The following is a 23,275-nucleotide window of genomic DNA, read 5'->3' as shown; positions in this document are numbered from 1 at the left end:
ATATAAGTGCCTCACATAAAAAAGAGCGGCTTACGCCGCTCAAAGGTGTTACACAGATAATGATTGGGAAGTATCGCTAATTAAAATTGGTCTTCTTCAGTAGAGCCCGTTAACGCGGTCACGGAAGAGCTGCCACCTTGGATGGTATTGGTCATCCGGTCAAAGTAACCCGTTCCCACCTCTTGTTGGTGTGCAACAAAGGTATAACCTCTTGATGCTGCTTCAAACTCTGGACGCTGAACTTTCTCAACGTAATGACGCATACCTTCGCCTTGCGCGTAAGCATGTGCTAACTCAAACATGTTGTACCACATGTTATGAATGCCCGCTAAGGTGATGAATTGATATTTGTACCCCATGTCCGACAACTCTTGCTGGAAACGAGCAATGGTGTCTGCGTCCAAGTTTTTCTCCCAGTTGAAAGAGGGAGAACAGTTATAAGCCAGCAGTTGATCTGGGTATTGCGCTAGAATTGCTTCGGCAAATTGGCGGGCTTCATCCAAATCAGGCTTAGCGGTTTCACACCACACGAGGTCAGCATACGGCGCGTAAGCGAGGCCGCGTGAAATCGCTTGCTCAATCCCAGCATTCACGCGATAGAAACCTTCTTGAGTACGCTCACCTTGGATAAAATCACGATCGTATGCGTCGCAATCCGAGGTCAGTAGATCCGCCGCATTTGCATCAGTACGAGCAATAACCAGTGTCGTTGTCCCCGCTACATCAGCAGCTAAACGAGCGGCAATCAATTTTTGAACCGCCTCTTGAGTCGGAACTAGAACCTTACCGCCCATGTGTCCGCATTTTTTTACTGACGCCAACTGATCTTCAAAGTGCACACCGGCCGCCCCGGCTTCAATCATCGACTTCATCAACTCGTAAGCATTGAGTACGCCACCAAAACCGGCTTCAGCATCGGCAACAATCGGTAAGAAGTAATCAATACCACCTTCATCTTCCGGTGATTTTCCGGCCGCCCACTGAATTTGATCGGCACGACGAAACGAGTTGTTGATGCGCTTGACCACCGATGGAACAGAATCGACTGGATAGAGCGATTGGTCTGGGTACATGGTGGAAGCGGTGTTGTTGTCTGCCGCTACTTGCCAGCCGGAGAGATAAATCGCCTCAATTCCCGCTTTGGCTTGTTGTACCGCTTGACCACCGGTCAATGCCCCCAAGCAGTTTACGTAACCTTTTTTGGCACTGCCGTTAACCAGTGACCACAATTTATCAGCGCCACGTTGGGCCAAAGTGTTGGCTGGAGTGATTGAACCGCGCAGGTCAACCACTTCAGCAGCAGTATAAGTACGCTTTACATTTTTCCAGCGTGGGTTGGTTGCCCAATCTTTTTCTAGAGCTTCGATTTGTTGGCGGCGAGTTAATGTCATGGTCTATCCCTCTTATTTTGATGCGCAAGCGCACTGTCATCCTTTTCTCAGCAGTACGACCTATTCTGCTTTTGAAAACAGCTTCACGTTATTGGTTGTTAGTTATTGGTTATTGGTTATTGGTTATTAGATATTGGTTTTAAATCTCATCAATCTAGGTAGTCATAACCCGGAACGGTGAGAAAATGAGTCAGCTCATCGCTGGTAGTTAAGCGAGCCATCAATTGTGCCGCTTCGCTAAATCGTCCTTGTGCAAATCGCTGCGTGCCGATTTCCTGTTTCACGACTTCAATTTCTTGCGCAAGATACTGCTCAAAAAGCGCTTTGGTAACAATCTGACCATTATCCAAGGCTTTTCCATGCTTGATCCATTGCCATATTGACGCTCGAGAAATCTCTGCGGTCGCCGCATCTTCCATCAAACCATAAATGGGGACACAGCCATTGCCGGAGATCCATGCTTCGATGTACTGAAGTGCAACTCGAATATTATGACGCATGCCCTGCTCGGTACGTTCCCCTTCACATGGGATCAACAGCTCATTGGCATGAATCGGCGCATCAGACAGACGCGTAACATCTAATTGGTTACAACGCTCGCCCAGTACTTGGTCAAAGACCGCTTTTGCCGTATCCGCTAAACCGGGATGGGCAACCCAAGTACCGTCATGACCATTATTGGCTTCGAGTAATTTATCGTGATGAATTTTATCGATAACCAACTGATTTTCTTGGGGATCTTTAGCTGGAATGAAAGCGGCCATACCGCCCATCGCAAATGCGCCGCGCTTATGACAGGTATAGATCAGCAAGCGTGAATAGGCGTTAAGAAACGGCTTTTCCATTGTGACAACTTGGCGATCTGGTAGCACCCGATCCGGATAATTTTTCAATGTCTTGATATAACTGAAAATGTAATCCCAGCGGCCACAATTTAAGCCGACAATGTGTTCTTTAAGCGAGAACAATATTTCGTCCATCTCGAACACGGCAGGTAAGGTTTCAATCAATACGGTGGCTTTAATGGTGCCAGTTTCTAACCCAAAATACTCTTCGGTAAAATGGAAAACGTCACTCCACCACTTTGCTTCTTGATAGGCCTGAAGTTTTGGAAGATAAAAATAAGGGCCACTGCCTTTTTTAAGCAATGATTTATAGTTGTTGTAAAAGTAGAGTGCAAAATCAAACAGCGAACCCGGAATACTTTGCCCTGCATATTTAACATGCTTTTCTTTAAGGTGCAGACCGCGTACCCGACAGATGAGCACCGCTGGGTTATCTTTAAGCTGGTAGCACTTACCATTGTCAGGATTGGTATAGCTAATGGTTCCTTCAATGGCATCACGCAAATTGACTTGCCCATCCAGCACTTTATCCCATGCTGGTGACATCGAATCCTCAAAATCCGCCATGAACACTTTGACGTTAGCATTCAATGCATTGATCACCATTTTTCGGTCGGTTGGCCCCGTAATCTCCACTCGACGATCTTGTAAATCGTGTGGGATACCGAGAATTTTCCAGCTTCCTTCGCGAATATCTTGCGTATCCTTGAGAAAATCCGGCAGTTCTCCGTTATCAATACGTGTTTGTCGCTCTTCTCGTGCATCCAGCAGCGAATCAACACGGCTTGCAAATTTAGCACACAGAGTGGACAAGAAGATTTGGGCTTCTGAAGGGAAAATAGCTTGGTGATGTGAGCCAACGGCACCAACAACCTCAAGCTTGGCTTCGTGGTGTTCTTTGCTGAGTGCTAACTCTGTTTCTGGGGTCTGTGCAAACATAACGTTCTTCCTTAAAACCATTCCAACTACATTTGTAATTTAAAAACCACAAATTCAAATGCTCATTTTTTGCTATCCACTGACTTATCTCTACCGACACTTTCTCTCAGTCAATCCAATATTTCAAGCCTAACCAAGCTAGACATAAGTCTTACAAAACCTTATTAAACCTTACATCAACTCATCATTCAGCAAAAGAGACAAAGTTAATGAAAGGTTAAAAACAAAGTTTTATCCCGTTTCAAACCTATGTTTGATTTCCTTGTTAAATATGAAAGTTATTACGTTATTTTATTACACAACTCAAAAAGGCAGATTTTAGTTTTAAACAGACGTTCGAAATGATGTGAGACGCAGTAAGGCTTGAATTTACGACTAACCGAGCGAGACAGATGGCTTCTTTTTAAACGCAAGAGAAAATAGGATGTGTAAAATTGTGGCTGTAAAGATTTTTGATTTTATGAAAACTTCATCAAGAATTGTTTGTAAAATTTTACAAGTTTAAAAACACTAACAGAATAAAAAACTGAAAAAAGCCACATTAAAAGTGACTTTTTGATTTTTTAGGCAAAGGAAAGAGTAAGACTAATCGCTAAAGTAAACCAGAAACCACATCCGCTAACTGCTTAAAAGTGTGAGTTCGCGATGAACTTGGCCGCCAGACTAAACCAATCTCTCGATACGCTTGCTGGCCAGGAGGCTCGATGACCACTAAATTTTGGTTTTCAACTAAGCCATGATTGATTGCCATTTGTGGAATGAAAGTCGTCCCTAAACCATTGGCGACCATCTGCACTAAGGTATGTAAACTGGTTGCGGTAAATGGATTAATTTTCTCTTTAGCGGTCAACTTGCAAGCCGACACAGCATGATCCGTTAAACAGTGCACATTTTCGAGCAAAAACACCGATTCATCAGGCAGGTCAGCATACTTGATTGGCACACGGATGCTATCCATTTGATGACGGCTGATCACCATTTTGAATGGATCAATCCCCACGACTCGGCTCTCCATTTTGCCGATATCGACAGGCAAAGCCAAAATCAACACATCAAGCTCTCCATGACGCAGTGCAGCCAAAAGGTTCGTCGTCGTATCTTCTCGTAATAATAAGTTCAACTTCGGAAAGCGGACATTCACTTCTTGCACTAAATCACACAGTAAAAATGGAGCAATGGTTGGAATACAACCCAGCTTAAGATGACCTTGCATCTCATCGCCTTGGCAAACCTTGCCGAGTTCCACTAAATCTTGTCCTTTGGCAAGTAACTCTCTTCCTTGGCTAACAACCAGCTCTCCCGCTTGGGTAAACACTAACGGAGCTTTCTTATCCTTTTCATAAAGCGGGCAACCTATTAATTCCTCTAAATTTTGGATCCCTTTACTTAGGGTAGATTGACTAACGAAACAACGTTCAGCGGCATCACTAAAGTGCCGTGTTTCGTAGAGTGTTACTAAATAGTGCAACTGCTTCAAACTGGGCCATTTATTCATCGTTCTACTACTATCTTATTTGAGTACCGTTTCTGATTCCGTCATTAGAGCTCATCGCTTTTTTCGATGAGACCAATCTATTTATTTCGCTTTTTACTATCCTACAATCTGTACTATAGTTTGTCTCGTTCAAAAACGGACTGGACCAGTGCTCATCACTGGTTTGGAACTAAACCTTATTCTTAGGAGCAAAAAAATGGTACTAGTTGGTCGTAAAGCCCCTGATTTTACTGCAGCAGCTGTTCTTGGTAACGGTGAAATCGTTGATAGCTTCAACTTCGCAGAATTTACTAAAGGTAAGAAAGCGGTTGTTTTCTTCTACCCACTAGACTTCACTTTCGTTTGCCCATCAGAGCTTATCGCTTTTGACAAACGCTTCGAAGATTTCCAAGCGAAAGGCGTTGAAGTAATCGGTGTATCTATCGATTCTCAATTCTCTCACAACGCATGGCGTAATACCGCTATCGAAAACGGCGGTATTGGCCAAGTGAAATACCCGCTAATCGCTGACGTGAAGCACGAAATCTGTAAAGCGTACGATGTTGAGCACCCAGAAGCAGGCGTTGCTTTCCGTGGTTCTTTCCTCATCGACGAAGATGGTCTTGTACGTCACCAAGTTGTGAACGACCTACCACTAGGCCGTAACATCGACGAAATGCTACGTATGGTTGATGCACTTAACTTCCACCAAAAGAACGGTGAAGTGTGCCCAGCACAGTGGGAAGAAGGCAAAGCCGGTATGGATGCATCTCCAAAAGGTGTTGCAGCATTCCTAGCTGAGCACTCAGACGACCTAGGCAAGAAATAATTCTCCTTAGCCCGCGCTCAACTCGGGTCAATGGTTGGACATATAATAAAGCGTAAAACGCATCGCCAATCAGTTAAGAAGTAAAGTCCTTATCCAAGCCCAAAGCTAACGCTTTGGGCTTTTTCGTTGTCGTTCATTTAGTGAAAATGAGGCAGCATTGGTTGGTAAACTTTACCCCTATTTCTCACCTCAATCACACAGACGTCACTACTCTAACTTGCTAACATTAACCAAATTTTTCCAGCAGGATTTTGCTATGAATATTCAAGTTGAAGTGTGTATTGATAATATTGAATCGCTACACAACGCCATTAAAGGCGGGGCTACTCGCATTGAATTGTGTTCGTCGCTCGCATTGGGTGGACTGACGCCCAGCTTTGGTTTAATGAAAAAGGCCGCACAAATATCGAGCGTTCCTGTTTACGCGATGATTCGTCCGCGTCAAGGCGACTTTCTTTATGATCAGGATGATCTCGATTCGATGTTGATCGATATAGAGATGGCAAAACAGGCGGGACTAGACGGCATCGTCTTTGGTATTTTGAATCCGAATCGCACCATCAACCTTGAAGCAAGCTTACTGATGATGCAAGCCGCGCAAGGGTTGGGTACCACTTTCCACCGTGCGATTGATCAATGCCACAGCTATGAACAAGCGATTGAAGACATTGCAAAATTAGGGTGTGAGCGTGTACTTACTTCAGGGTTAGCGCCAGATGCCTATGCAGGACGAGCCGTAATTGCACACATGGTGAAACTGGCGAATGGTCGATTCTCTATTATGGCTGGGGCTGGCTTAAACGCATCAAACGTGACTGACATTATCCGTGAAACGGGCATCACTGAAGTGCATTTGTCCGGCAAAACCACGCGTGCAAGTAGCATGGATATGATCGCCAATGCGGTGAAAATGGGCCAAGAGTCTGTCGATGACACCCTCATCCCAATTACCGATCCGGCAAAAATCCAAAAGGTATTGCGCCAGCTTTCTTAACTTCGGCGACCGTTATGTCTTGATGTAAGGTGAATAACTTTCCTTCACCTTACTTTACCCAAAAGGCTATTTTAGGATGTCATCAATCGATTGTTTACCTAAGTGGCGCACATCCTTACCTTTGACAAAATAGATGATGTATTCGCAGATATTCTGGCAGCGATCGCCCACGCGTTCGATGGCTCGTGCAGACCACATGACTTGTAATATATGTGGGATATTTTTAGGGTCTTCCATCATATAGGTCATCAGTTGGCGGATCACGGCTTCGTATTCGGCATCCAGCTTGTCATCCAAGCGGTACACTTCAGCAGCCGATTCAAGATCCATCCGCGCAAAAGCATCCAACACTTGGTGCAACATTGCAATGGCTTGCCGACATAAGGGTTCAAGAGAAACTCGAAATTTGCTCTCTTTAGGTGAAGGGCTTTCGATAGTGACGTAGGCAATTTTGGTGGCAACATCACCAATTCGTTCAAGGTCGGTAATGGTTTTGATGATCGCCATGATCAAGCGCAGATCCTTGGCTGTCGGTTGTCGCTTAGCGATAATACGCGTGCAAGCCTCATCAATAGAAACTTCCATCGCATTCACTTTGTGATCATCCCGAACGACTTTTCTGGCCAGATCGGCATCATCTTTATGCAATGCTTGCATCGCAAAAGAGAGTTGTTGCTCCACCAACCCGCCCATAGTCAATACATGAGTGCGAATCGATTCAAGTTCAACATTGAACTGTCCTGAAATGTGGCGACCTAGATGCATCATCGTTCCTTTTGAATATCGCTATTGACGAAAGTATTAACCATATCGACCAGTAATATAGTCTTCCGTCTGTTTTTTCAATGGGGAGGTGAAAATAGAGTCAGTATCCGCATACTCAATCAATTTTCCCATATGGATAAAAGCCGTATGATCGCTCACTCTTGCCGCTTGTTGCATGTTATGTGTCACAATCACCACTGTGTATTTGGTTTTGAGATCGTTAATCAACTCTTCGATGGTCAAAGTAGAAATAGGGTCTAACGCGGACGTTGGCTCATCAAGCAACAACACCTCTGGCTCAATAGCAATCGCTCTGGCGATCACTAAGCGTTGCTGCTGCCCACCCGAAAGGCCAAATGCATTTTCATGTAGGCGATGCTTCACTTCATCCCATAACGCAGCGGCTCTTAAAGCTCGCTCAACGGAGTCATCTAAAGTACGGCTATTTTTAATCCCTTGCAGACGAAGTCCATACACCACGTTTTCATAAATGGATTTCGGAAATGGGTTAGGTCGTTGGAATACCATCCCCACTCGGCGGCGCAACGTGGCAACATCTACATCTGGGTGATAGACGTTTCTACCATGAAGTTTGACTTCACCTTCAACTCGACACCCTTCGACCAGATCGTTCATCCGGTTAATACAGCGCAGTAAGGTTGACTTACCACAACCGGAAGGGCCGATAAACGCCGTTACTTGTCCTTTGGGAATACGCATTGAGATATGGCTCAGCGCACAAGTCTGTTTATAGAACAGATTCAGATCTTCAATCGCAATCGCCGTTTGTTGATCGCTCAGATTATTGACATCTAACGGGGCGTGATAACCCAAAGTTTGATTGATGGAAAACATAATTAATCTTGCCCTAACGTTCGATATTTCTCACGCAAGTTATTGCGGATACTGATGGCCGTTAAATTCAGTGCCACAATCACTGTCACCAATAAAAATGAAGTGGCGTACACCAGTGGCCTAGCCGCTTCGATGTTGGTCGTTTGGAAACCAACATCGTAAATATGAAAACCTAAGTGCATGAATTTTCGCTCAAGATGTACAAAGGGAAACTCGCCATCCACAGGCAAACTTGACGCCAGTTTGACCACACCCACCAGCATCAAAGGGGCAACCTCACCCGCGGCTCGCGCAATGGCGAGAATAAGCCCAGTAATAATCGCAGGGCTTGCCATCGGCAATACTATGCGCCAAATCGTCTCAAAATGGGTAGCGCCCAATGCTAACGAGCCATGGCGTACTGCGCTGGGAATCCGTGTTAACCCTTCTTCCGTCGTCACAATTACTACGGGTAGAGTTAACACCGCTAATGTGAGCGCCGACCACAGTAAGCCAGGCGTACCAAAAGTAGGGGCCGGTAACCTTTCGCTATAGAGTAGCGTATCAATCGATGAGCCTATGGTGTAAACAAAAAAACCAAGACCAAACACCCCATAAACAATCGATGGCACACCAGCAAGGTTGATAACCGCAACACGAATGATACGAGTAAACAGATTCTCTTTTGCGTATTCGTGCAGATAAATAGCCGCCACAACACCAAGTGGCATGACGATAATCGACATCAACAACACCAACAGCACGGTGCCAAAGATGGCTGGAAATACGCCGCCTTCAGAGTTCGATTCTCGGGGATCTTCTGATAGGAAGAGCCACACCTGCTTCCCCCACTGGACCAATTTTTGCCCCAAAGTCATATCATTGGGATACCAAATATCGAGAATTTGGCTAAGTGGAATCGCCACTCGTTGCCCACTCATCTCTTCAACAATCAACGACGGCCCATTCATTTGCTGGCGCAGCGCATCTAGCTTTTGTTCGGCAATAGCTAATTGGCTATCCAAATCCTGCTTTTTATGAAAATAGTGATCTAAATAGGTTCGTTCTAGCTTTCCATTAAGTTCTTTACGACGCTTCTCTAAACGTAATTTTTCGGCGGCAAAGCCAATGACTCTGATCTCTTGGTCAATCACATCGTCAATTTGCTCTCTCAATAACGCGACATCCTGCATTCCTGCAGCGAGCATGGTCTGAACATCCGAACTCTCGCTTCCATCAGTTTGAACATAAATAATCGGCTTGCCATAAAACTGTCCGTTACTCTTACGTTCTATTACCGCCCACCCGCTAGGCATTTTTTTATCCGACAGTTTAACATCCAGTATCGAAACAAAGTCCGCATGATTTCGTTCTCGGTTAGCGACTTTGATACTGAGCCGCTTCACTTCCCCAGCATCCAGTATGGCTTTGGGCCACGTAATGTCTAATGCTCTTAAGTGTGTTAATGGCACATTTTCCTCAGAGTAGAGCTGACCAACCAGTGCTTGCCCCTCTTGAGTTTGCCATTGATAAAGTGGCGTCGGCCAAAAATAGGTTAATCCTTTCCAACCAATAAACAGGAGCAAGCCCAATACCGAAATCAGGCTGATGCTGACAGCACCGCCTGTTAACCATATCCAAGGTGAACCTGATTGAAACCACTTAAACATTTATGATGATTTTTCCCAATTGATTACAAAGCACCTTGATTACAAAGCGCGATATTTGGCACGCAACCTTTGTCTGACCCATTCAGCAATCGAGTTGACACAAAAGGTGAACATGAGTAGCAATAGTGCCGCTAAAAAAAGCAACCGATAATGGGAGCTCCCCACTTCCGACTCTGGTAACTCAACCGCAATCGTTGCCGATAAGGTGCGCATCCCTTCTAAAATATTCCAATCTAAAATGGGTGTATTACCCGTCGCCATAAGAACGATCATTGTTTCTCCGACGGCTCGCCCCAAACCCATCATGATCGCCGAGAATATGCCAGGACTTGCCGTTAACAACACGACTTTGGTTAATGTCTGCCAAGGTGTTGCGCCTAATGCTAATGACCCATCAGAAAGATGTTTAGGTACAGAAAAGATCGCATCTTCCGCAATAGTGAAAATGGTTGGAATGACGGCAAAGCCCATCGCAAAACCAACCACCAGCGCATTACGCTGATCAAAATCGATGCCGTTTTGCGCGAGATAAATCTGAATATCGCCATCAAATAGCCAAACTTCAATTTGGCTGCTATACGAAAAGATAACCACTGCACTAACGACTAATACGGGGATTAGTATCAATGCGTGCCACCCATTTGAAAAATTTCGCACCCATGCTCTCGGTAACAGGTGCCAACCTAGCCCAACGAGTAACATCACAATGGGTAAAAATAGCAGCAGCGCTCCGACCGCCGCGAGATGGCTTTCAATTAATGGCGCAAACCACAACCCCGCTAAAAAACCAATAATGACGGTTGGTAACGCTTCCATCAATTCAATCGACGGCTTCACCACTCGGCGCATTCTCGGTGACATAAAATAAGCCGTGTAAATCGCGCCAAACACCGCAATCGGTATCGCAAATAACATTGCGTATGCTGCGGCCTTAAGAGTGCCAAAAGCTATCGGTACTAGGCTAAACTTAGGCTCAAATTCATCGTTCGCTGACGTCGATTGCCACACATATTGAGGCTCTGGATAACTTTCGTACCACACTTTTTGCCACAATGATGAGAGTGATATTTCAGGATAATCATTATCCACTTTTGCCACGCTGATCTTCTGCTCGCTCAACGTAGCGAGATAAAGCTCATTATTGGACATGGCGGCCAATTGAGGGGCTTTGTTGTACATCCTCTCAAACAACACCAGTTTTTCACTGGTCGTATAGTGACTTTGGATTGTGCCATTAGGGTAGAAACTGTAGAAACCTTTGCGATAAGTATCCGGCAGTAACAGCGTCACCTGCGGCGCTAATTTAAACTTACGAATCTGAGTCAGTTGACGTTCTTCATTTTGCAGCACATCAAACCATTGTGACACTAAGCCGTTACGGTGAGTCACCAGTAGCGAATAAGCACCGGACAATAAGTTGATTTGTGTCACGGCTCGATCGGAATTACCTTGGCTTAAATCAACCACTTCTCGCACGAAATAACCTTGACGACTCTTAACTGCAACAACCAATTCGGACCCTGAGCGAAGATAAAGCGTTTTACCATCTGGCGTAAAAAGCAATTGGTCCAAAGAAGGAAATGAGCCTTGAAACACAAAGCGCTGAATTGGCTCGACGTTATCACTCGTTAAGGTTTGTACTATCACCTCATCATTATCGAGATAAGAAGCAAAGAAAAGTGCCTCATCAGTAACGGCGAAGGCAAACTGGCGTAACGTTTGCGTTTTATGAGTCAGCCGAAATGTAGAAGGTAAACTGACGCGCTCAAGATAAGGAGAAAACTGGCGACCTTCCACGCTATGCAGATAACTGAATTTAGGGCGAGCAATAAAGACCTCTCCCGCCACATTGCTAGCGGCAAACCATCCATCCAGCGGGGGAGCTTGGCTAAAAAGATCAACGCGAATAAGGAGACTATCCGACCACAATGCGTGTTCCGTTTTGCCGTCCAAGGGCCAAAAGTTCATGCTGCCGTCAAGGTCAACAACAAAGGCATTCTCGCCGTATTCATCTATGGCCAAAAATTGAGGATTGGAAGTGGTTATACTCACTTGCGCCACGTTCCTTTCAATTTTTGCGCTACCAAAAAGAGGGAAAACAACCATCGCAAGATAGACAAAAATCAGCACTAAAGCGCCAAGTACACTCACGCCACCAAAACTCACTGCAAGGCGAACCAAACGGTCTTTTATCAACCGTTTTCTGTCACGTTCCTTCAATGAAAATTCACTTGGTGCCATTGCTCTCTCTACCCTTTTTCCTGTCTGCGTATAATATGTAATTTTCGTGACAAGTATATTACAACTCGCAATAAACGACTGAAAATAAAACAACTATACTCAACTTGCCTACTTGAAATAAAAATGTCACATAAAAGGCATAGTTTGCATAATCATCAATACCCGAATTGATTGCTGTGCAGAATCGCACAATCAGCACACAGAGGGTGAGTCAGTAAAAAACGTCAATTGAGTTAAAAGGTAACATGAATGAGTACGGACAAGTTGTATATCGACAAGGAATTGAGCTGGCTTTCGTTTAATGAACGCGTATTGCAAGAAGCCGCAGATAAAACCGTGCCTTTAATCGAGAGAATACGGTTTTTAGGTATTTTTTCTAACAATCTTGATGAGTTCTATAAAGTTCGCTTTTCCGATGTAAAACGGCAAATTTTGATCAACCGAGAACGTGGTGGTAACGATACTACCAAGCATTTGCTGACACGAATGCAAAGTAAGGCGTTCAAACTCAACCAAGATTTCGACAATCTCTATAATGAGCTTATTTTAGAAATGGCACGTCGCCGTATCTTCTTGGTTAATGAAACGCAGTTGGATGAGACTCAGAAAAAATGGATCACTAAGTATTTCCATAAAGAAGTGCGCCCGCATATTACACCGCTGCTCATGACTGACGACATTGATGTCATGCAATTTTTGAAAGATGAATACGCCTACATTGCCGTTGATCTCAAACACAATGACCGCAGCCAATATGCGCTGATTGAAATCCCGACAGACCACCTACCGCGCTTTGTCATGGTGCCGGAGCAAAAGGGCAAACGCCGCAAAACCATCATCTTATTGGACAACATCATTCGCCACTGCCTCGATGAGATTTTCCGCGGATTTTTTGACTATGAAGAGCTCACGGGTTACGCGATGAAAATGACACGTGATGCGGAATATGACTTGCGACGGGAAGTCGAATACAGTTTGTTAGAACAGATGTCAGAAGGGTTGAATCAACGCTTAAGTGCTATGCCCGTACGCTTTGTTTATGAACGTGAAATGCCGACAAAAATGCTTAAATTCTTGTGCGAAAAACTCAAAATATCGCACTATGATAGCCTTCTTCCTGGTGGTCGTTACCATAACTTTAAAGATTTCATTGGGTTCCCAAACGTGGGGCGTGACTATTTAGAAAACAAGCCGCTACCACCCATGCAATGTGCTGACTTTGAAGGTTTTGCCAATGCATTTGATGCGATTCGCGCTCAGGATATTCTACTTCACTATCCTTACCACTCATTTGAACACATTACCGAGTTGGTAAGACAAGCGTCGTTTGATCCCAAAGTGATCAGCATCAAAATTAATATTTATCGTGTTGCCAAAGATTCTCGCCTAATGAACTCGCTCGTCGATGCGGTACACAATGGCAAACGGGTGGTGGTAGTGGTTGAGTTACAAGCACGGTTTGATGAAGAAGCCAACATTGAATGGTCACGTATTTTAACCGAAGCGGGGGTCCAAGTGATTTTCGGTGCTCCCGGATTAAAAATTCACTCTAAATTGCTGCTCATTAGCCGCAAAGAACAGGATAATATCGTTCGCTACGCACATATAGGCACGGGCAACTTCCATGAAAAAACCGCCCGTATCTATACGGACTTTTCACTCCTGACCGCCGACAATGAAATTGCTACCGAAGTACGAAACGTGTTTGGCTATATTGAAAACCCTTACCGCCCAGTTAAATTTAGCCATCTCATTGTGTCGCCAAGAAACTCTCGTATTCAGCTTTATCGATTAATCGACAGTGAAATCGCCAATGTGAAACTTGGTAAAAAAGCCGCAATCACTTTAAAGTTAAATAACTTAGTGGATAAAGGGTTAATCAATAAACTGTATGGCGCAAGCAGCGCGGGCGTACAAATTAAGATGATCGTCCGGGGTATGTGTTCACTGGTTCCGGGAATTGAGGGCGTGAGTGACAATATCAAAATCATCAGCATCGTTGATCGCTTTTTGGAACACCCTCGTGTCATTATTACGCACAATGATGGCAACCCGCTGGTGTATATCTCCTCTGCCGACTGGATGACGCGCAATATCGATCATCGTATCGAAGTAACGACACCAATTCGTGACCCACGTTTGAAACAGCGTATGATTGACATTATGAATTTACAATTTACCGATACAGTGAAAGCGCGCTGGATAGACAAAGAGATGAGCAATAATTATGTAGAACGTGGTAACCGTAAAAAAGTGCGTTCACAATTTGCCATCTACGACTATCTTAAGAATGTAGAAAGACAGACCAGAAAGAGCAAAGAACCCTTACATGACAATCAACCCAACTAATACTATTCGCGATATTGCGGCCATCGATTTAGGCTCTAACAGCTTTCATATGGTGGTGGCCAAAGTCGTCGATCAAGATCTGCAACTGGTGAGCCGCCATAAGCAACGTGTACGCTTGGCGGCTGGGTTAGATGAACAAAAAAATTTGGATGCCGATGCCATAGAGCGAGGACTTGAATGCTTAGCGATGTTTGCCGAGCGGTTGCAAGGTTTCGAACCTGAAAACGTGCGTATCGCGGCCACGCATACACTGCGTCAAGCCAATAATGCTCATACATTCTTGCAACGAGCCAAACAAGTACTGCCTTTCCCTATTGAAATCATTCCCGGAGCTGAGGAAGCACGCTTAATTTATTTAGGCGTGGCACATACTCAACCTCAAGCAGCGTCTATGTTGGTGGTGGATATCGGTGGCGGCAGCACCGAGATGGTGATTGGCCAAGGGTTTGATCCAGACCTAATCAACAGCAAGCAAATGGGATGCGTCAGCTATACCGACCGTTACTTCGCTGATGGTAGGCTTTCAAGCAGAAACTTCGCTCATGCGATATTAGCCGCCGAGCAAAAAATCGAATCTATTGCGGCGAAATATCGCAAAAAAGGGTGGGAAGTCGCCTTCGGCTCGTCAGGAACCATCAAAGCCATTCACGAAGTACTGATTGGTTTGGGCTTTGATGATGGCATCATCACGCTTGAGCGAGTCAATAAACTCATTGAAAAACTCTGTGAATGGCAAAGTATTGATGAGATCGAACTCAGCGCATTGACTGACGATAGAAAACCCGTTTTTGCTGCGGGAGTTGCCATTTTAAGCGCGGTTTTAAAATCGCTGCGTGTGAAAGAGATGCATTTTTCTGATGGTGCATTACGAGAAGGTTTGCTTTATGAGATGGAAGATCGGTTCAAATATTCCGATATCCGTTTACGCACCACTGAAAACCTCGCGATGAAGCATCTAGTCGACTTAGAGCATGCCGCTAAAGTCAAAGGCCATGCAAAAGAGTTTCTACAGAATGTGACCCCAGAGCTAGGATTGAAAAAAGGCAGCGAACTGTTTGATCTTTTGGAATGGGGAGCGTTATTGCATGAGGTGGGATTGAGCATCAACTTACAAGGCTTTCACCGACACTCTGCTTATATTCTGCGTCACACCAACATGCCCGGTTTTAACAGCGAGCAACAGCAAGTGCTGTCGACCTTAGCGCGCTTTCAACGCAAATCCCTCAAGCTGCAAGAAATGAATGATTTCACCTTGTTTAAGAAAAAGCACATTATTGGCCTCATCCGCGTGTTGCGTTTAGCGATTGTTGTCAATAGCCAACGTAATGATGATCCCCTTCCTGAGCTGACACTCAGCGCAAAAGATGATGAGTGGAAACTAGAATGTGAAGATGCCAATTGGTTAGAAAATAATAAATTATTACATGCGGATCTGATGTGCGAACAACAGTATTGGCGAAGTGTCAGTTGGCAGCTCAATGTTTAAATTGAATTGGGTTTGATTAAAAATAGCGAGCGAACAGCTCGTTATTTTATGCCCACTTTAGCTAGTTCTTGCTGAGCAAACTCGGCACTGACAGGCACATAACCATCTTTCCCAACGATCGCTTGTCCTTGCTTAGAAAAAATGAAACGGATAAATTCTCGCTGCATGGGTGGCAGATCCTGATTAGGATGTTTATTCACATACACATACAAATAGCGAGATAACGGATAAGCACCTGATAGAATATTTTCATAACTTGCGGCAATAAACTGATCGCCTTGTTTGGCTATCGGAATCAATTTCACACCAGAAACCTGATAACCAACACCAGAATAACCGATAGTATTGATCGATGAAGCAACCGATTGTACAACCGATGCCGATCCCGGCTGCTCGTTTACTCCCTTTTTGAAATCGCCACCACACAGTGCATTTTGTTTGAAATAGCCATAAGTTCCCGACACCGAATTTCGGCCAAACAGTTGAATTCCTCGCTTAGCCCAATCCTCATCAACGCCCAATTGCGCCCAAGTATTGGTCGGTTGTGTAGCACCGCAGCGCAACGTGGATGAGAAAATACTGTCTAATTGAGTAAAATTAAGCCCTTTGATTGAATTATCTCGATGTACAAAAATACCAATGGCATCTATCGCAACCCGCAATGCCGTCGGCTTATAACCGTGAGCGCGTTCAAATGCTTCAATCTCACGACCACGCATCGGGCGACTCATTGGGCCAAATTGCGCTGTTCCTTCAGTTAAAGCAGGAGGCGCAGTGGAAGAACCTGAGGCTTGTACTTGAGCATTGATATTTGGGTAGATCGTCTTAAACTCTTCAACCCAGAGCGTCGTCATTCCTGCCAGGGTGTCTGACCCCACTGAAAGTAAACTACCAGCAACACCGTTAGTTTTTGAGTAATCCACGAGCGGCTGAGCGATCACGGCGTTCGTGGTAACCAGCAAGTAAAAATAGAGAAAGGCTGTAAATATGCGATGTATCATGACAGCACAACCAAACGTTTAGGCAAAATAAAAGAGAATTTGCTGCCAACACCCACTTCACTGTGAATCTGCAAATGCGTGTCATGATGTGACAATGCATGCTTAACAATCGCGAGCCCAAGCCCACTTCCTCCGGTATCTCGCGAACGTGCTTTATCGACACGATAAAAACGTTCCGTTAAACGATGTAAATGCTGTGGCTCAATCCCTTCCCCTTTATCCACCACGTCTAAACAAGCACCTTGCGCGTTTTGATACCAACGCACATTAATTTCCGCTCCCGGAGGCGTATATTTGACGGCGTTATAAACAAGGTTTGATATAGCACTGCGCAGTTGATCTTCATCGGCCAATACTTTAAGTCGCTTATCGACATCAAAATGCAGTCGGTGATGATGATCGCCACTTAAACTGATCGCTTCTTTTTCAAGTACTTCCAACATAGCCGGAACATCAACCACTTCATCCAGCTCATGCATAGGCGCCGCTTCAATTTTTGACAACGTCAGCAGTTGATTGACTAAACTGTTCATACGGTTTAACTGCTCAGTCATCACTCCATGTGCCTTAGGCCACATAGGCCCTACCAGCATGTCAGGGTCTTCTGTCATTTCAAGATACCCTTGCAACACCGTCATCGGCGTTCTCAGTTCATGAGAAACGTTAGCAAAGAAATTTCGGCGCATGCCTTCTAACTGTTTCAATTGAGTGACATCACGCACAACCATCAAATGCTCACCTTCTGTGTAAGGCACAATACGCAGCTCTAACATGCGCTCAACATTAAGTGGAGAGCGCATTTCAAGTGGTTCTGTGAAATCATCTTTTTGCAGATATTTGATAAAATCAGGGGCACGCAATAAATTTGAGATAGGTTGACCTGCATCATCTGGCCAGCGAAAACCGAGCAGGTGCTGTGCAAGTCGGTTACACCAAACAATATTCCCTTCGTCACGGAACACCACCACCGCATCGGGTAGCGACTCAGCCCCGTTACGAAAGCGGCGGATCAAATTGGTCAGTTCTTTGCGTTTTTTACGTTGACGTTGCTGTAAACGGTAAATCCCATTAAACAGGTATTCCCAATTTCCAGTCCCGGAAGGCGGCGTTAAACGTTTTTCATCCCACAACCAAGCCGACAAGCGCATTTGGTTATGCAAATGCCAAATCAGTTGCAACGCCGTAGCCGCTAGCAGCAGCCAAGCCATATGGCCAAAGATCCAGCCAACGATAATCCAAGGAGAGTAAAAAAAAGCCAGCTCCCAAGCCAGCCTTTTCCACGTTAAACGTTCAACCATTTCGTACCTTAATTAATCCTTTATGTTCTGGATGAAAAGCGATAACCGGCACCACGTACTGTTTGAATTAATTTATCGTGGCCAGCCTCTTCTAACGCTTTTCTCAGACGGCGTATATGAACATCGACAGTGCGGTCTTCAACATAAACGTTGGTACCCCACACATTGTTCAATAACTGCTCACGGCTATAGACGCGTTCTTGGTGCGTCATAAAGAAGTGTAGCATTTTGAATTCCGTCGGCCCCATCTCTAAGGCATTATCATTAGCCGTTACTCGATGAGAGACAGGATCTAACTTCAATCCTTGCACGTCGATCACATCTTCCAGTGCTGTCGGTGTGACGCGCCGGATAACCGCTTTCAAACGAGCTACCAACTCTTTAGGCGAAAAAGGTTTGGTTATGTAATCATCCGCACCCACTTCAAGGCCGCGAACTTTATCTTCTTCTTCACCACGGGCGGTTAACATCACAACCGGAATGTTGCGTGTTAATTCTTCACGCTTCATATGCTTAATAAAGTTGATACCACTCCCGCCGGGCAACATCCAATCTAATAACACAAGATCGGGAAAGGGTTCAGCCAGTTTACTCACCGCCGTGTCGTAATCTTCCGCTTCAACAGCTTGATAACCTTTTTGCTCAAGCACGAAACACAACATTTCGCGAATGGGTGCTTCGTCTTCAACAACCAGAATCCTTCTAGACATTTGAATAACCTTTCTATGTAATCAACGCTATGCATTATGGGAAACAATTATGACACTTTTGTGACCTTTGCAAACAATTTTTCATATAAGTTTCTTATCAAGTTCATGATTATATTTTGAAATTGATTTAAGACTTTAGCTTTCAAATCCCCTATCATGTTGCGTCTTCTAATTAAGTAAGAGAAAGAATATGTGGTTTAAAAACTGTATGGTTTATCGTGTTAATCGCGATGTAGAATTCAACGCCGATCAGCTCGAAAAACAACTGGCCGAATTTCGTTTTACGCCATGCGGCAGCCAAGATAAGCAAAAATTTGGTTGGGTTAACGCAATGGGTAAACACGGCGACATGATGACCCACGTTTCTGAAGACCGTATTCTGATCTGCGCGAAAAAAGAAGAAAAGATGTTACCTGCTTCGGTCATTAAAGATTCTTTGAATGCCAAAGTTGAAGCGATGGAAGTGGAAGAAGGGCGACCTCTCAAGAAAAAGGAGAAGGAAAGCCTCAAGGAAGATATTGTCATCGATCTCCTACCTAGAGCATTTAGCCGCAGCAATCTCACTTTTGTGCTTATTCTACCCAAACAAGGCTTCATTCTAGTCGATGCCGCAAGCTACAAAAAAGCTGAGGACGTTTTGGCGCTGCTACGCAAAACCATGGGTAGCCTACCCGTAGTACCTGCGATCCCAGAACAAGCGGTAGAAACAACACTTACTCAGTGGGTTAAAAGTGGCGAACTACCACCAGGGTTTAGCTTGTTGGATGAAGCTGAATTAAAGTCGTTATTAGAAGATGGCGCAGTGATCCGCTGTAAGAAACAAGAACTGACAAGCGATGAGATCTTAAGCCATATTGAAGCCAATAAAGTTGTCACTAAACTGGCATTGAACTGGCAAGATCGCCTGAGCTTTATTCTGGCTGAAGATTGTAGCATTAAGCGTTTGGCATTTAGCGATGAGCTCAAAGAACAAAATGAAGATATTCCACGAGAAGAGCAAGCGGCTCGCTTTGATGCCGATTTCTCATTAATGTGTGGTGAAATGTCGGCATTTTTGCCTAACTTATTTGACGTTCTCGGCGGCCTTCCTCACCCGAACGCTTAACAAAAGCATCATGCAAAAGCCCAATACCCTTAAAAGTGTTGGGCTTTTTTGTATCGCTTACGATCCCTACTAGGCATAAGGTTATTTTTAACGTAAAATTTGCGCCCCTCCAATACCATCAGGTGGTATTGGCCTGACTTGAGATCAGATTAGAGAAAAACAATGAGCACACATACCCCTTTTGTCCCCGAGCTACTATCACCGGCGGGCAGTCTAAAAAACATGCGTTATGCGTTTGCTTACGGTGCAGATGCCGTTTATGCCGGCCAACCTCGTTATAGCCTTCGTGTACGCAACAACGAATTTAACCATGAAAACCTGCAAATCGGTATCGATGAAGCACATGCTTTGGGTAAAAAATTGTACGTGGTTTGTAATATTCAACCCCACAACTCAAAACTTAAGACATTCATCCGAGATCTAAAGCCTGTGGTTGAAATGGGACCTGATGCGCTCATTATGTCTGACCCTGGGCTTATCATGATGGTTCGTGAAGCATTTCCTGAAATGCCTATTCACCTTTCAGTTCAAGCCAATGCTGTTAACTGGGCAACAGTTAAGTTCTGGGCATCCCAAGGCGTTGAACGAGTGATTCTATCACGCGAACTTTCGTTGGAAGAAATTGAAGAAATTCGTGAGCAATGTCCAACGACCGAACTCGAAATTTTTGTTCATGGCGCATTATGCATGGCTTATTCAGGTCGCTGTCTATTGTCTGGCTACATTAATAAACGTGATCCAAACCAAGGAACATGCACTAATGCATGTCGTTGGGAATACAAAGTTGAATCAGCCAAAGAAGACGAAACAGGTCAAATTGTCGAGAAATTTGATCCAGCAGCAGTTCAAACTATCAAGGTACAAGAAGAGCGCCCTGATAATACACTTGGTTTAGGCAAACCGATTGATGATGTGGTTTTGCTTTCAGAAAGCCATCGTCCAGAAGAGAAGATGGCCGCTTTTGAAGACGAACATGGCACCTACATAATGAACTCAAAAGATCTACGAGCCGTACAGCATGTAGAACGATTGACGAAAATGGGCGTGCATTCATTAAAAATAGAAGGTCGTACTAAATCTTTCTATTATTGCGCTCGCACAGCTCAAGTGTATCGCAAAGCAATTGATGACGCAGTTTCAGGTAAACCATTTGATGAAAGCCTGATGGGCACTTTAGAAAGCCTTGCACACCGTGGCTATACCGAAGGTTTCTTGCGACGCCATACACACGATACTTATCAAAACTATGACTATGGCTATTCAGTCTCAGATTCACAGCAATTTGTTGGTGAATTTACGGGTAAACGTCGTGGTGAAATGGCTGAAGTTGAAGTTAAAAACAAGTTTATCTTAGGTGATAGTTTAGAGCTGATGACCCCAAAAGGGAATGTTGTCTTCAGACTTGAAGCAATGGAAAACCGCAAAGGTGAAACTGTTGATGACGCAAAAGGAAACGGTCACTTTGTTTATATCCCGGTTCCTGAAGAGTTGGATTTAAACTTTGCTCTGTTAATGCGTAACTTGAATGCTGGCCAAGATACTCGTAATCCCGTAGGCAAGTAGTTATGGCATTATTGATCACCAGTAAATGCATTAACTGTGATATGTGTGATCCGGAATGCCCAAATGGCGCAATCTCTATGGGCAACCGGATCTATGAAATTGATCCTAATCTATGTACTGAATGCAAAGGACATTACGACAAGCCCACCTGTCAATCCGTATGTCCGATAACAAACTGCATCATTACCGATCCAGAACACATAGAGACTGAACATCAACTACTTGAAAAATTCGTCGTTATTCAAGGTTTAGCCTAATCATTGTAAAAGAGCCCAATCGTTAAGATTGGGCTCTTTTTTATCGGTGTGCTAAGCCTTTACTGTTGAGATAGTTCAACATATGAGGTCGAGATTCTTGTGCTAATTTAGCCGTTACCTCTGTAGACCAAGCCGCTTGCTTGGTATTGGAAGAACGCGTCTGATAATAAGCCCTCATCGTCTCATCATATTGCTCTATTTCAGCATAACTCAAAGCATGGTAGGTATTCTCATGAACAATTACCTCAGGAGATAAACGAGGTTTTAGTTGTGGATTCTGAGCCGGATACCCCAAACACATACCAAATAACACTGCGCAATATGGAGGAAGCTCTAATAACTCATCCACTTCTTTAGGTGAATTTCTTAAGCCGCCAATATAAACACCACCCAATCCCATCGATTCTGCCGCCAATAAACAGTTTTGTGCCATGATCCCAGCGTCTACAGCGCCAATCAAAGTGAGTTCAATCAGCTCTGGTTTTACCTCAGGATTAATGGCGTAATGACGTTGGTAGTCAATGCAGAACACTAAAAACTCAGCAGCGCTTGCAACATAAGCTTGGTTGCCCGCCAGTATAGCCAACTGCTCGCGTTTATCTTTATCCGTAACACGAATGATTGAATTAACCTGTAATAGGCTCGATGATGATGCCGCAATACCAGCAGAAATAATTGTACTCAGCTGATCTGGAGTTATCTTCTGATCGGTAAAAGATCGGATAGAACGATGTGCAAGAATAGTTTCAATGACTGGATTCATCTTATATTTTTCCCTACGAGGATATTGCCACTATCTTAGCAAGCATTACCTACTGACGCCGTAAAAATGCAAACTTAAAATTAGCACAGAAAAGATCGGTTTAATGCAGTATGGAGGCGATACTTTTATTGAAGAACAGGAATGTCCTAAAAAATAATAAGGAGATGAAAAATAGTAAAAAGCCTCAGCATTTCTGCGGAGGCTTGATAGATGGCAGGGGTGGAGAGATTCGAACTCCCAACACGCGGATTTGGAATCCGCTGCTCTGCCAGTTGGAGCTACACCCCTAAATAATTTATGCTTCTCATTGAAGAAAACCTCAACATGACTGCTGAGGCTCTTAATAAGTGGCGGAGCGGACGGGACTCGAACCCGCGACCCCCGGCGTGACAGGCCGGTATTCTAACCAACTGAACTACCGCTCCGCAGCGTGTCTGGTTAGACAATATTCAAAGCCTGGCGATGTCCTACTCTCACATGGGGAGACCCCACACTACCATCGGCGCTGTTGTGTTTCACTTCTGAGTTCGGCATGGAGTCAGGTGGGTCCACAACGCTATGGTCGCCAAGCAAATTTCTTAATTCGGAAAGCTGTTTCGTTCTCATTCACACATTCAATGTTCTTTCATTGAGTCCACAAAACCCCTTCGGTGTTGTATGGTTAAGCCTCACGGGCAATTAGTATTGGTTAGCTCAACGCCTCGCAGCGCTTACACACCCAACCTATCAACGTTCTAGTCTCGAACAACCCTTTAGGACAC

At 44.5% G+C, this 23,275-nt stretch carries 18 protein-coding genes, 2 tRNA genes and 2 rRNA genes; 7 read left to right on the top strand and 15 right to left on the bottom strand.

The window, feature by feature from the left end; all coding sequences use genetic code 11:
• Nucleotides 1-80 precede the first annotated feature (80 nt).
• From aceA to AACQ79_RS16605, 3 genes are all read right to left on the bottom strand, one after another.
• Entirely contained in the window at nt 81-1,391 is a 1,311-nt protein-coding gene (aceA, locus tag AACQ79_RS16615) for an isocitrate lyase (protein WP_088728655.1), read from the bottom strand.
• A gap of 149 nt (nt 1,392-1,540) precedes the next feature.
• Entirely contained in the window at nt 1,541-3,175 is a 1,635-nt protein-coding gene (gene aceB, locus AACQ79_RS16610; protein WP_170899413.1) for a malate synthase A, read from the bottom strand.
• A 592-nt stretch (nt 3,176-3,767) separates the two neighbouring features.
• Complete coding sequence (locus AACQ79_RS16605; RefSeq protein ID WP_170899412.1) at nt 3,768-4,670, bottom strand: hydrogen peroxide-inducible genes activator; 903 nt, start codon at nt 4,668-4,670, stop codon at nt 3,768-3,770.
• Between the two features lie 196 nt (nt 4,671-4,866).
• Between AACQ79_RS16605 and AACQ79_RS16600 the strand changes: the two genes are divergently transcribed.
• Both AACQ79_RS16600 and AACQ79_RS16595 read left to right on the top strand, forming a co-directional pair.
• Complete coding sequence (locus AACQ79_RS16600; protein ID WP_010320425.1) at nt 4,867-5,478, top strand: peroxiredoxin C; 612 nt, start codon at nt 4,867-4,869, stop codon at nt 5,476-5,478.
• A gap of 157 nt (nt 5,479-5,635) precedes the next feature.
• On the top strand, nt 5,636-6,472 hold the full coding sequence (locus AACQ79_RS16595; RefSeq protein ID WP_170899411.1) for a copper homeostasis protein CutC: 837 nt from the start codon (nt 5,636-5,638) through the stop codon (nt 6,470-6,472).
• Between the two features lie 66 nt (nt 6,473-6,538).
• Here the strand turns inward: AACQ79_RS16595 and phoU are convergent, their stop codons facing one another.
• The 4 genes from phoU to AACQ79_RS16575 are packed head-to-tail and all read right to left on the bottom strand — an operon-like array spanning nt 6,539 to nt 11,982.
• A complete protein-coding gene (gene phoU / locus AACQ79_RS16590) occupies nt 6,539-7,237 on the bottom strand; it encodes a phosphate signaling complex protein PhoU (RefSeq protein ID WP_010320427.1) in 699 nt (232 codons plus the stop codon).
• 36 nt (nt 7,238-7,273) lie between these two features.
• Nucleotides 7,274-8,092: a phosphate ABC transporter ATP-binding protein PstB gene (gene pstB / locus AACQ79_RS16585; protein WP_010320428.1), complete on the bottom strand. Its 819-nt coding sequence runs from the start codon at nt 8,090-8,092 to the stop codon at nt 7,274-7,276.
• A gap of 2 nt (nt 8,093-8,094) precedes the next feature.
• Entirely contained in the window at nt 8,095-9,741 is a 1,647-nt protein-coding gene (gene pstA, locus AACQ79_RS16580) for a phosphate ABC transporter permease PstA (RefSeq protein ID WP_170899410.1), read from the bottom strand.
• A gap of 39 nt (nt 9,742-9,780) precedes the next feature.
• The gene (locus tag AACQ79_RS16575) at nt 9,781-11,982 is read right to left on the bottom strand and encodes an ABC transporter permease subunit (protein WP_170899409.1); all 2,202 of its coding nucleotides are present in this window, start codon (nt 11,980-11,982) and stop codon (nt 9,781-9,783) included.
• Nucleotides 11,983-12,231: 249 nt separating this feature from the next.
• Between AACQ79_RS16575 and ppk1 the strand changes: the two genes are divergently transcribed.
• Together ppk1 and ppx are read left to right on the top strand one after the other, a co-directional pair.
• Complete coding sequence (gene ppk1 / locus AACQ79_RS16570) at nt 12,232-14,331, top strand: polyphosphate kinase 1 (protein ID WP_013857518.1); 2,100 nt, start codon at nt 12,232-12,234, stop codon at nt 14,329-14,331.
• Nucleotides 14,312-15,817, top strand: coding sequence for an exopolyphosphatase (gene ppx / locus AACQ79_RS16565; protein ID WP_170899408.1), 1,506 nt, complete (start codon nt 14,312-14,314; stop codon nt 15,815-15,817). The genes ppk1 and ppx overlap by 20 nt, the downstream gene beginning before the upstream one ends.
• 41 nt (nt 15,818-15,858) lie before the next feature.
• On the opposite strand, the gene AACQ79_RS16560 is transcribed toward ppx, so the two are convergent.
• Genes AACQ79_RS16560 through phoB form a run of 3 tightly spaced genes read right to left on the bottom strand, consistent with a single transcriptional unit; the run spans nt 15,859 to nt 18,826 of the window.
• Nucleotides 15,859-16,818, bottom strand: a complete 960-nt coding sequence (locus AACQ79_RS16560) for a PstS family phosphate ABC transporter substrate-binding protein (RefSeq protein ID WP_088731897.1) — start codon at nt 16,816-16,818, stop codon at nt 15,859-15,861.
• Complete coding sequence (gene phoR / locus AACQ79_RS16555) at nt 16,815-18,116, bottom strand: phosphate regulon sensor histidine kinase PhoR (protein ID WP_013857521.1); 1,302 nt, start codon at nt 18,114-18,116, stop codon at nt 16,815-16,817. The genes AACQ79_RS16560 and phoR overlap by 4 nt, the downstream gene beginning before the upstream one ends.
• 20 nt (nt 18,117-18,136) lie before the next feature.
• Complete coding sequence (phoB, locus tag AACQ79_RS16550; protein ID WP_013857522.1) at nt 18,137-18,826, bottom strand: phosphate regulon transcriptional regulator PhoB; 690 nt, start codon at nt 18,824-18,826, stop codon at nt 18,137-18,139.
• A gap of 190 nt (nt 18,827-19,016) precedes the next feature.
• Here phoB and rdgC point away from each other — a divergent pair, with 190 nt between their 5' ends.
• The 3 genes from rdgC to AACQ79_RS16535 all read left to right on the top strand — a co-directional run bounded on the left by rdgC (nt 19,017) and on the right by AACQ79_RS16535 (nt 21,751).
• The gene (gene rdgC / locus AACQ79_RS16545) at nt 19,017-19,931 is read left to right on the top strand and encodes a recombination-associated protein RdgC (RefSeq protein ID WP_010320437.1); all 915 of its coding nucleotides are present in this window, start codon (nt 19,017-19,019) and stop codon (nt 19,929-19,931) included.
• A 162-nt stretch (nt 19,932-20,093) separates the two neighbouring features.
• Nucleotides 20,094-21,494: a prephenate-dependent tRNA uridine(34) hydroxylase TrhP gene (gene trhP / locus AACQ79_RS16540; RefSeq protein ID WP_017042130.1), complete on the top strand. Its 1,401-nt coding sequence runs from the start codon at nt 20,094-20,096 to the stop codon at nt 21,492-21,494.
• Nucleotides 21,495-21,496: 2 nt separating this feature from the next.
• A complete protein-coding gene (locus tag AACQ79_RS16535; protein WP_013857525.1) occupies nt 21,497-21,751 on the top strand; it encodes a YfhL family 4Fe-4S dicluster ferredoxin in 255 nt (84 codons plus the stop codon).
• A gap of 40 nt (nt 21,752-21,791) precedes the next feature.
• Here the strand turns inward: AACQ79_RS16535 and nfsA are convergent, their stop codons facing one another.
• The 5 genes from nfsA to AACQ79_RS16510 form a co-directional block, all read right to left on the bottom strand.
• A complete protein-coding gene (nfsA, locus tag AACQ79_RS16530) occupies nt 21,792-22,514 on the bottom strand; it encodes an oxygen-insensitive NADPH nitroreductase (RefSeq protein WP_017047921.1) in 723 nt (240 codons plus the stop codon).
• Between the two features lie 211 nt (nt 22,515-22,725).
• Nucleotides 22,726-22,802 (bottom strand) — tRNA-Trp (locus AACQ79_RS16525).
• 60 nt (nt 22,803-22,862) lie between these two features.
• Nucleotides 22,863-22,939: transfer RNA gene (locus AACQ79_RS16520), tRNA-Asp, on the bottom strand.
• A gap of 29 nt (nt 22,940-22,968) precedes the next feature.
• Nucleotides 22,969-23,084: ribosomal RNA gene (gene rrf / locus AACQ79_RS16515) — 5S ribosomal RNA — on the bottom strand.
• An 87-nt stretch (nt 23,085-23,171) separates the two neighbouring features.
• Nucleotides 23,172-23,275, bottom strand: a 23S ribosomal RNA gene (locus tag AACQ79_RS16510); the annotation flags it as partial.

It is taken from the genome of Vibrio sp. 3-2(1) (assembly GCF_963887575.1).
Lineage (GTDB): Bacteria > Pseudomonadota > Gammaproteobacteria > Enterobacterales > Vibrionaceae > Vibrio > Vibrio anguillarum.
The sequence above is the reverse complement of the archived record's forward strand: the minus strand, read 5'-3'. Positions and strand labels throughout refer to the sequence as shown.

Bases quoted from the DNA above. Each gene is read 5' to 3' on its own strand.
- aceA (WP_088728655.1), bottom strand. From the start codon at position 1,391: ATGACATTAACTCGCCGCCAACAAATCGAAGCTCTAGAAAAAGATTGG.
- aceB (WP_170899413.1), bottom strand. From the start codon at position 3,175: ATGTTTGCACAGACCCCAGAAACAGAGTTAGCACTCAGCAAAGAACAC.
- AACQ79_RS16605 (WP_170899412.1), bottom strand. From the start codon at position 4,670: ATGAATAAATGGCCCAGTTTGAAGCAGTTGCACTATTTAGTAACACTC.
- AACQ79_RS16600 (WP_010320425.1), top strand. From the start codon at position 4,867: ATGGTACTAGTTGGTCGTAAAGCCCCTGATTTTACTGCAGCAGCTGTT.
- phoU (WP_010320427.1), bottom strand. From the start codon at position 7,237: ATGCATCTAGGTCGCCACATTTCAGGACAGTTCAATGTTGAACTTGAA.
- pstB (WP_010320428.1), bottom strand. From the start codon at position 8,092: ATGTTTTCCATCAATCAAACTTTGGGTTATCACGCCCCGTTAGATGTC.
- pstA (WP_170899410.1), bottom strand. From the start codon at position 9,741: ATGTTTAAGTGGTTTCAATCAGGTTCACCTTGGATATGGTTAACAGGC.
- AACQ79_RS16575 (WP_170899409.1), bottom strand. From the start codon at position 11,982: ATGGCACCAAGTGAATTTTCATTGAAGGAACGTGACAGAAAACGGTTG.
- ppk1 (WP_013857518.1), top strand. From the start codon at position 12,232: ATGAGTACGGACAAGTTGTATATCGACAAGGAATTGAGCTGGCTTTCG.
- ppx (WP_170899408.1), top strand. From the start codon at position 14,312: ATGACAATCAACCCAACTAATACTATTCGCGATATTGCGGCCATCGAT.
- AACQ79_RS16560 (WP_088731897.1), bottom strand. From the start codon at position 16,818: ATGATACATCGCATATTTACAGCCTTTCTCTATTTTTACTTGCTGGTT.
- phoR (WP_013857521.1), bottom strand. From the start codon at position 18,116: ATGGTTGAACGTTTAACGTGGAAAAGGCTGGCTTGGGAGCTGGCTTTT.
- phoB (WP_013857522.1), bottom strand. From the start codon at position 18,826: ATGTCTAGAAGGATTCTGGTTGTTGAAGACGAAGCACCCATTCGCGAA.
- rdgC (WP_010320437.1), top strand. From the start codon at position 19,017: ATGTGGTTTAAAAACTGTATGGTTTATCGTGTTAATCGCGATGTAGAA.
- trhP (WP_017042130.1), top strand. From the start codon at position 20,094: ATGAGCACACATACCCCTTTTGTCCCCGAGCTACTATCACCGGCGGGC.
- AACQ79_RS16535 (WP_013857525.1), top strand. From the start codon at position 21,497: ATGGCATTATTGATCACCAGTAAATGCATTAACTGTGATATGTGTGAT.
- nfsA (WP_017047921.1), bottom strand. From the start codon at position 22,514: ATGAATCCAGTCATTGAAACTATTCTTGCACATCGTTCTATCCGATCT.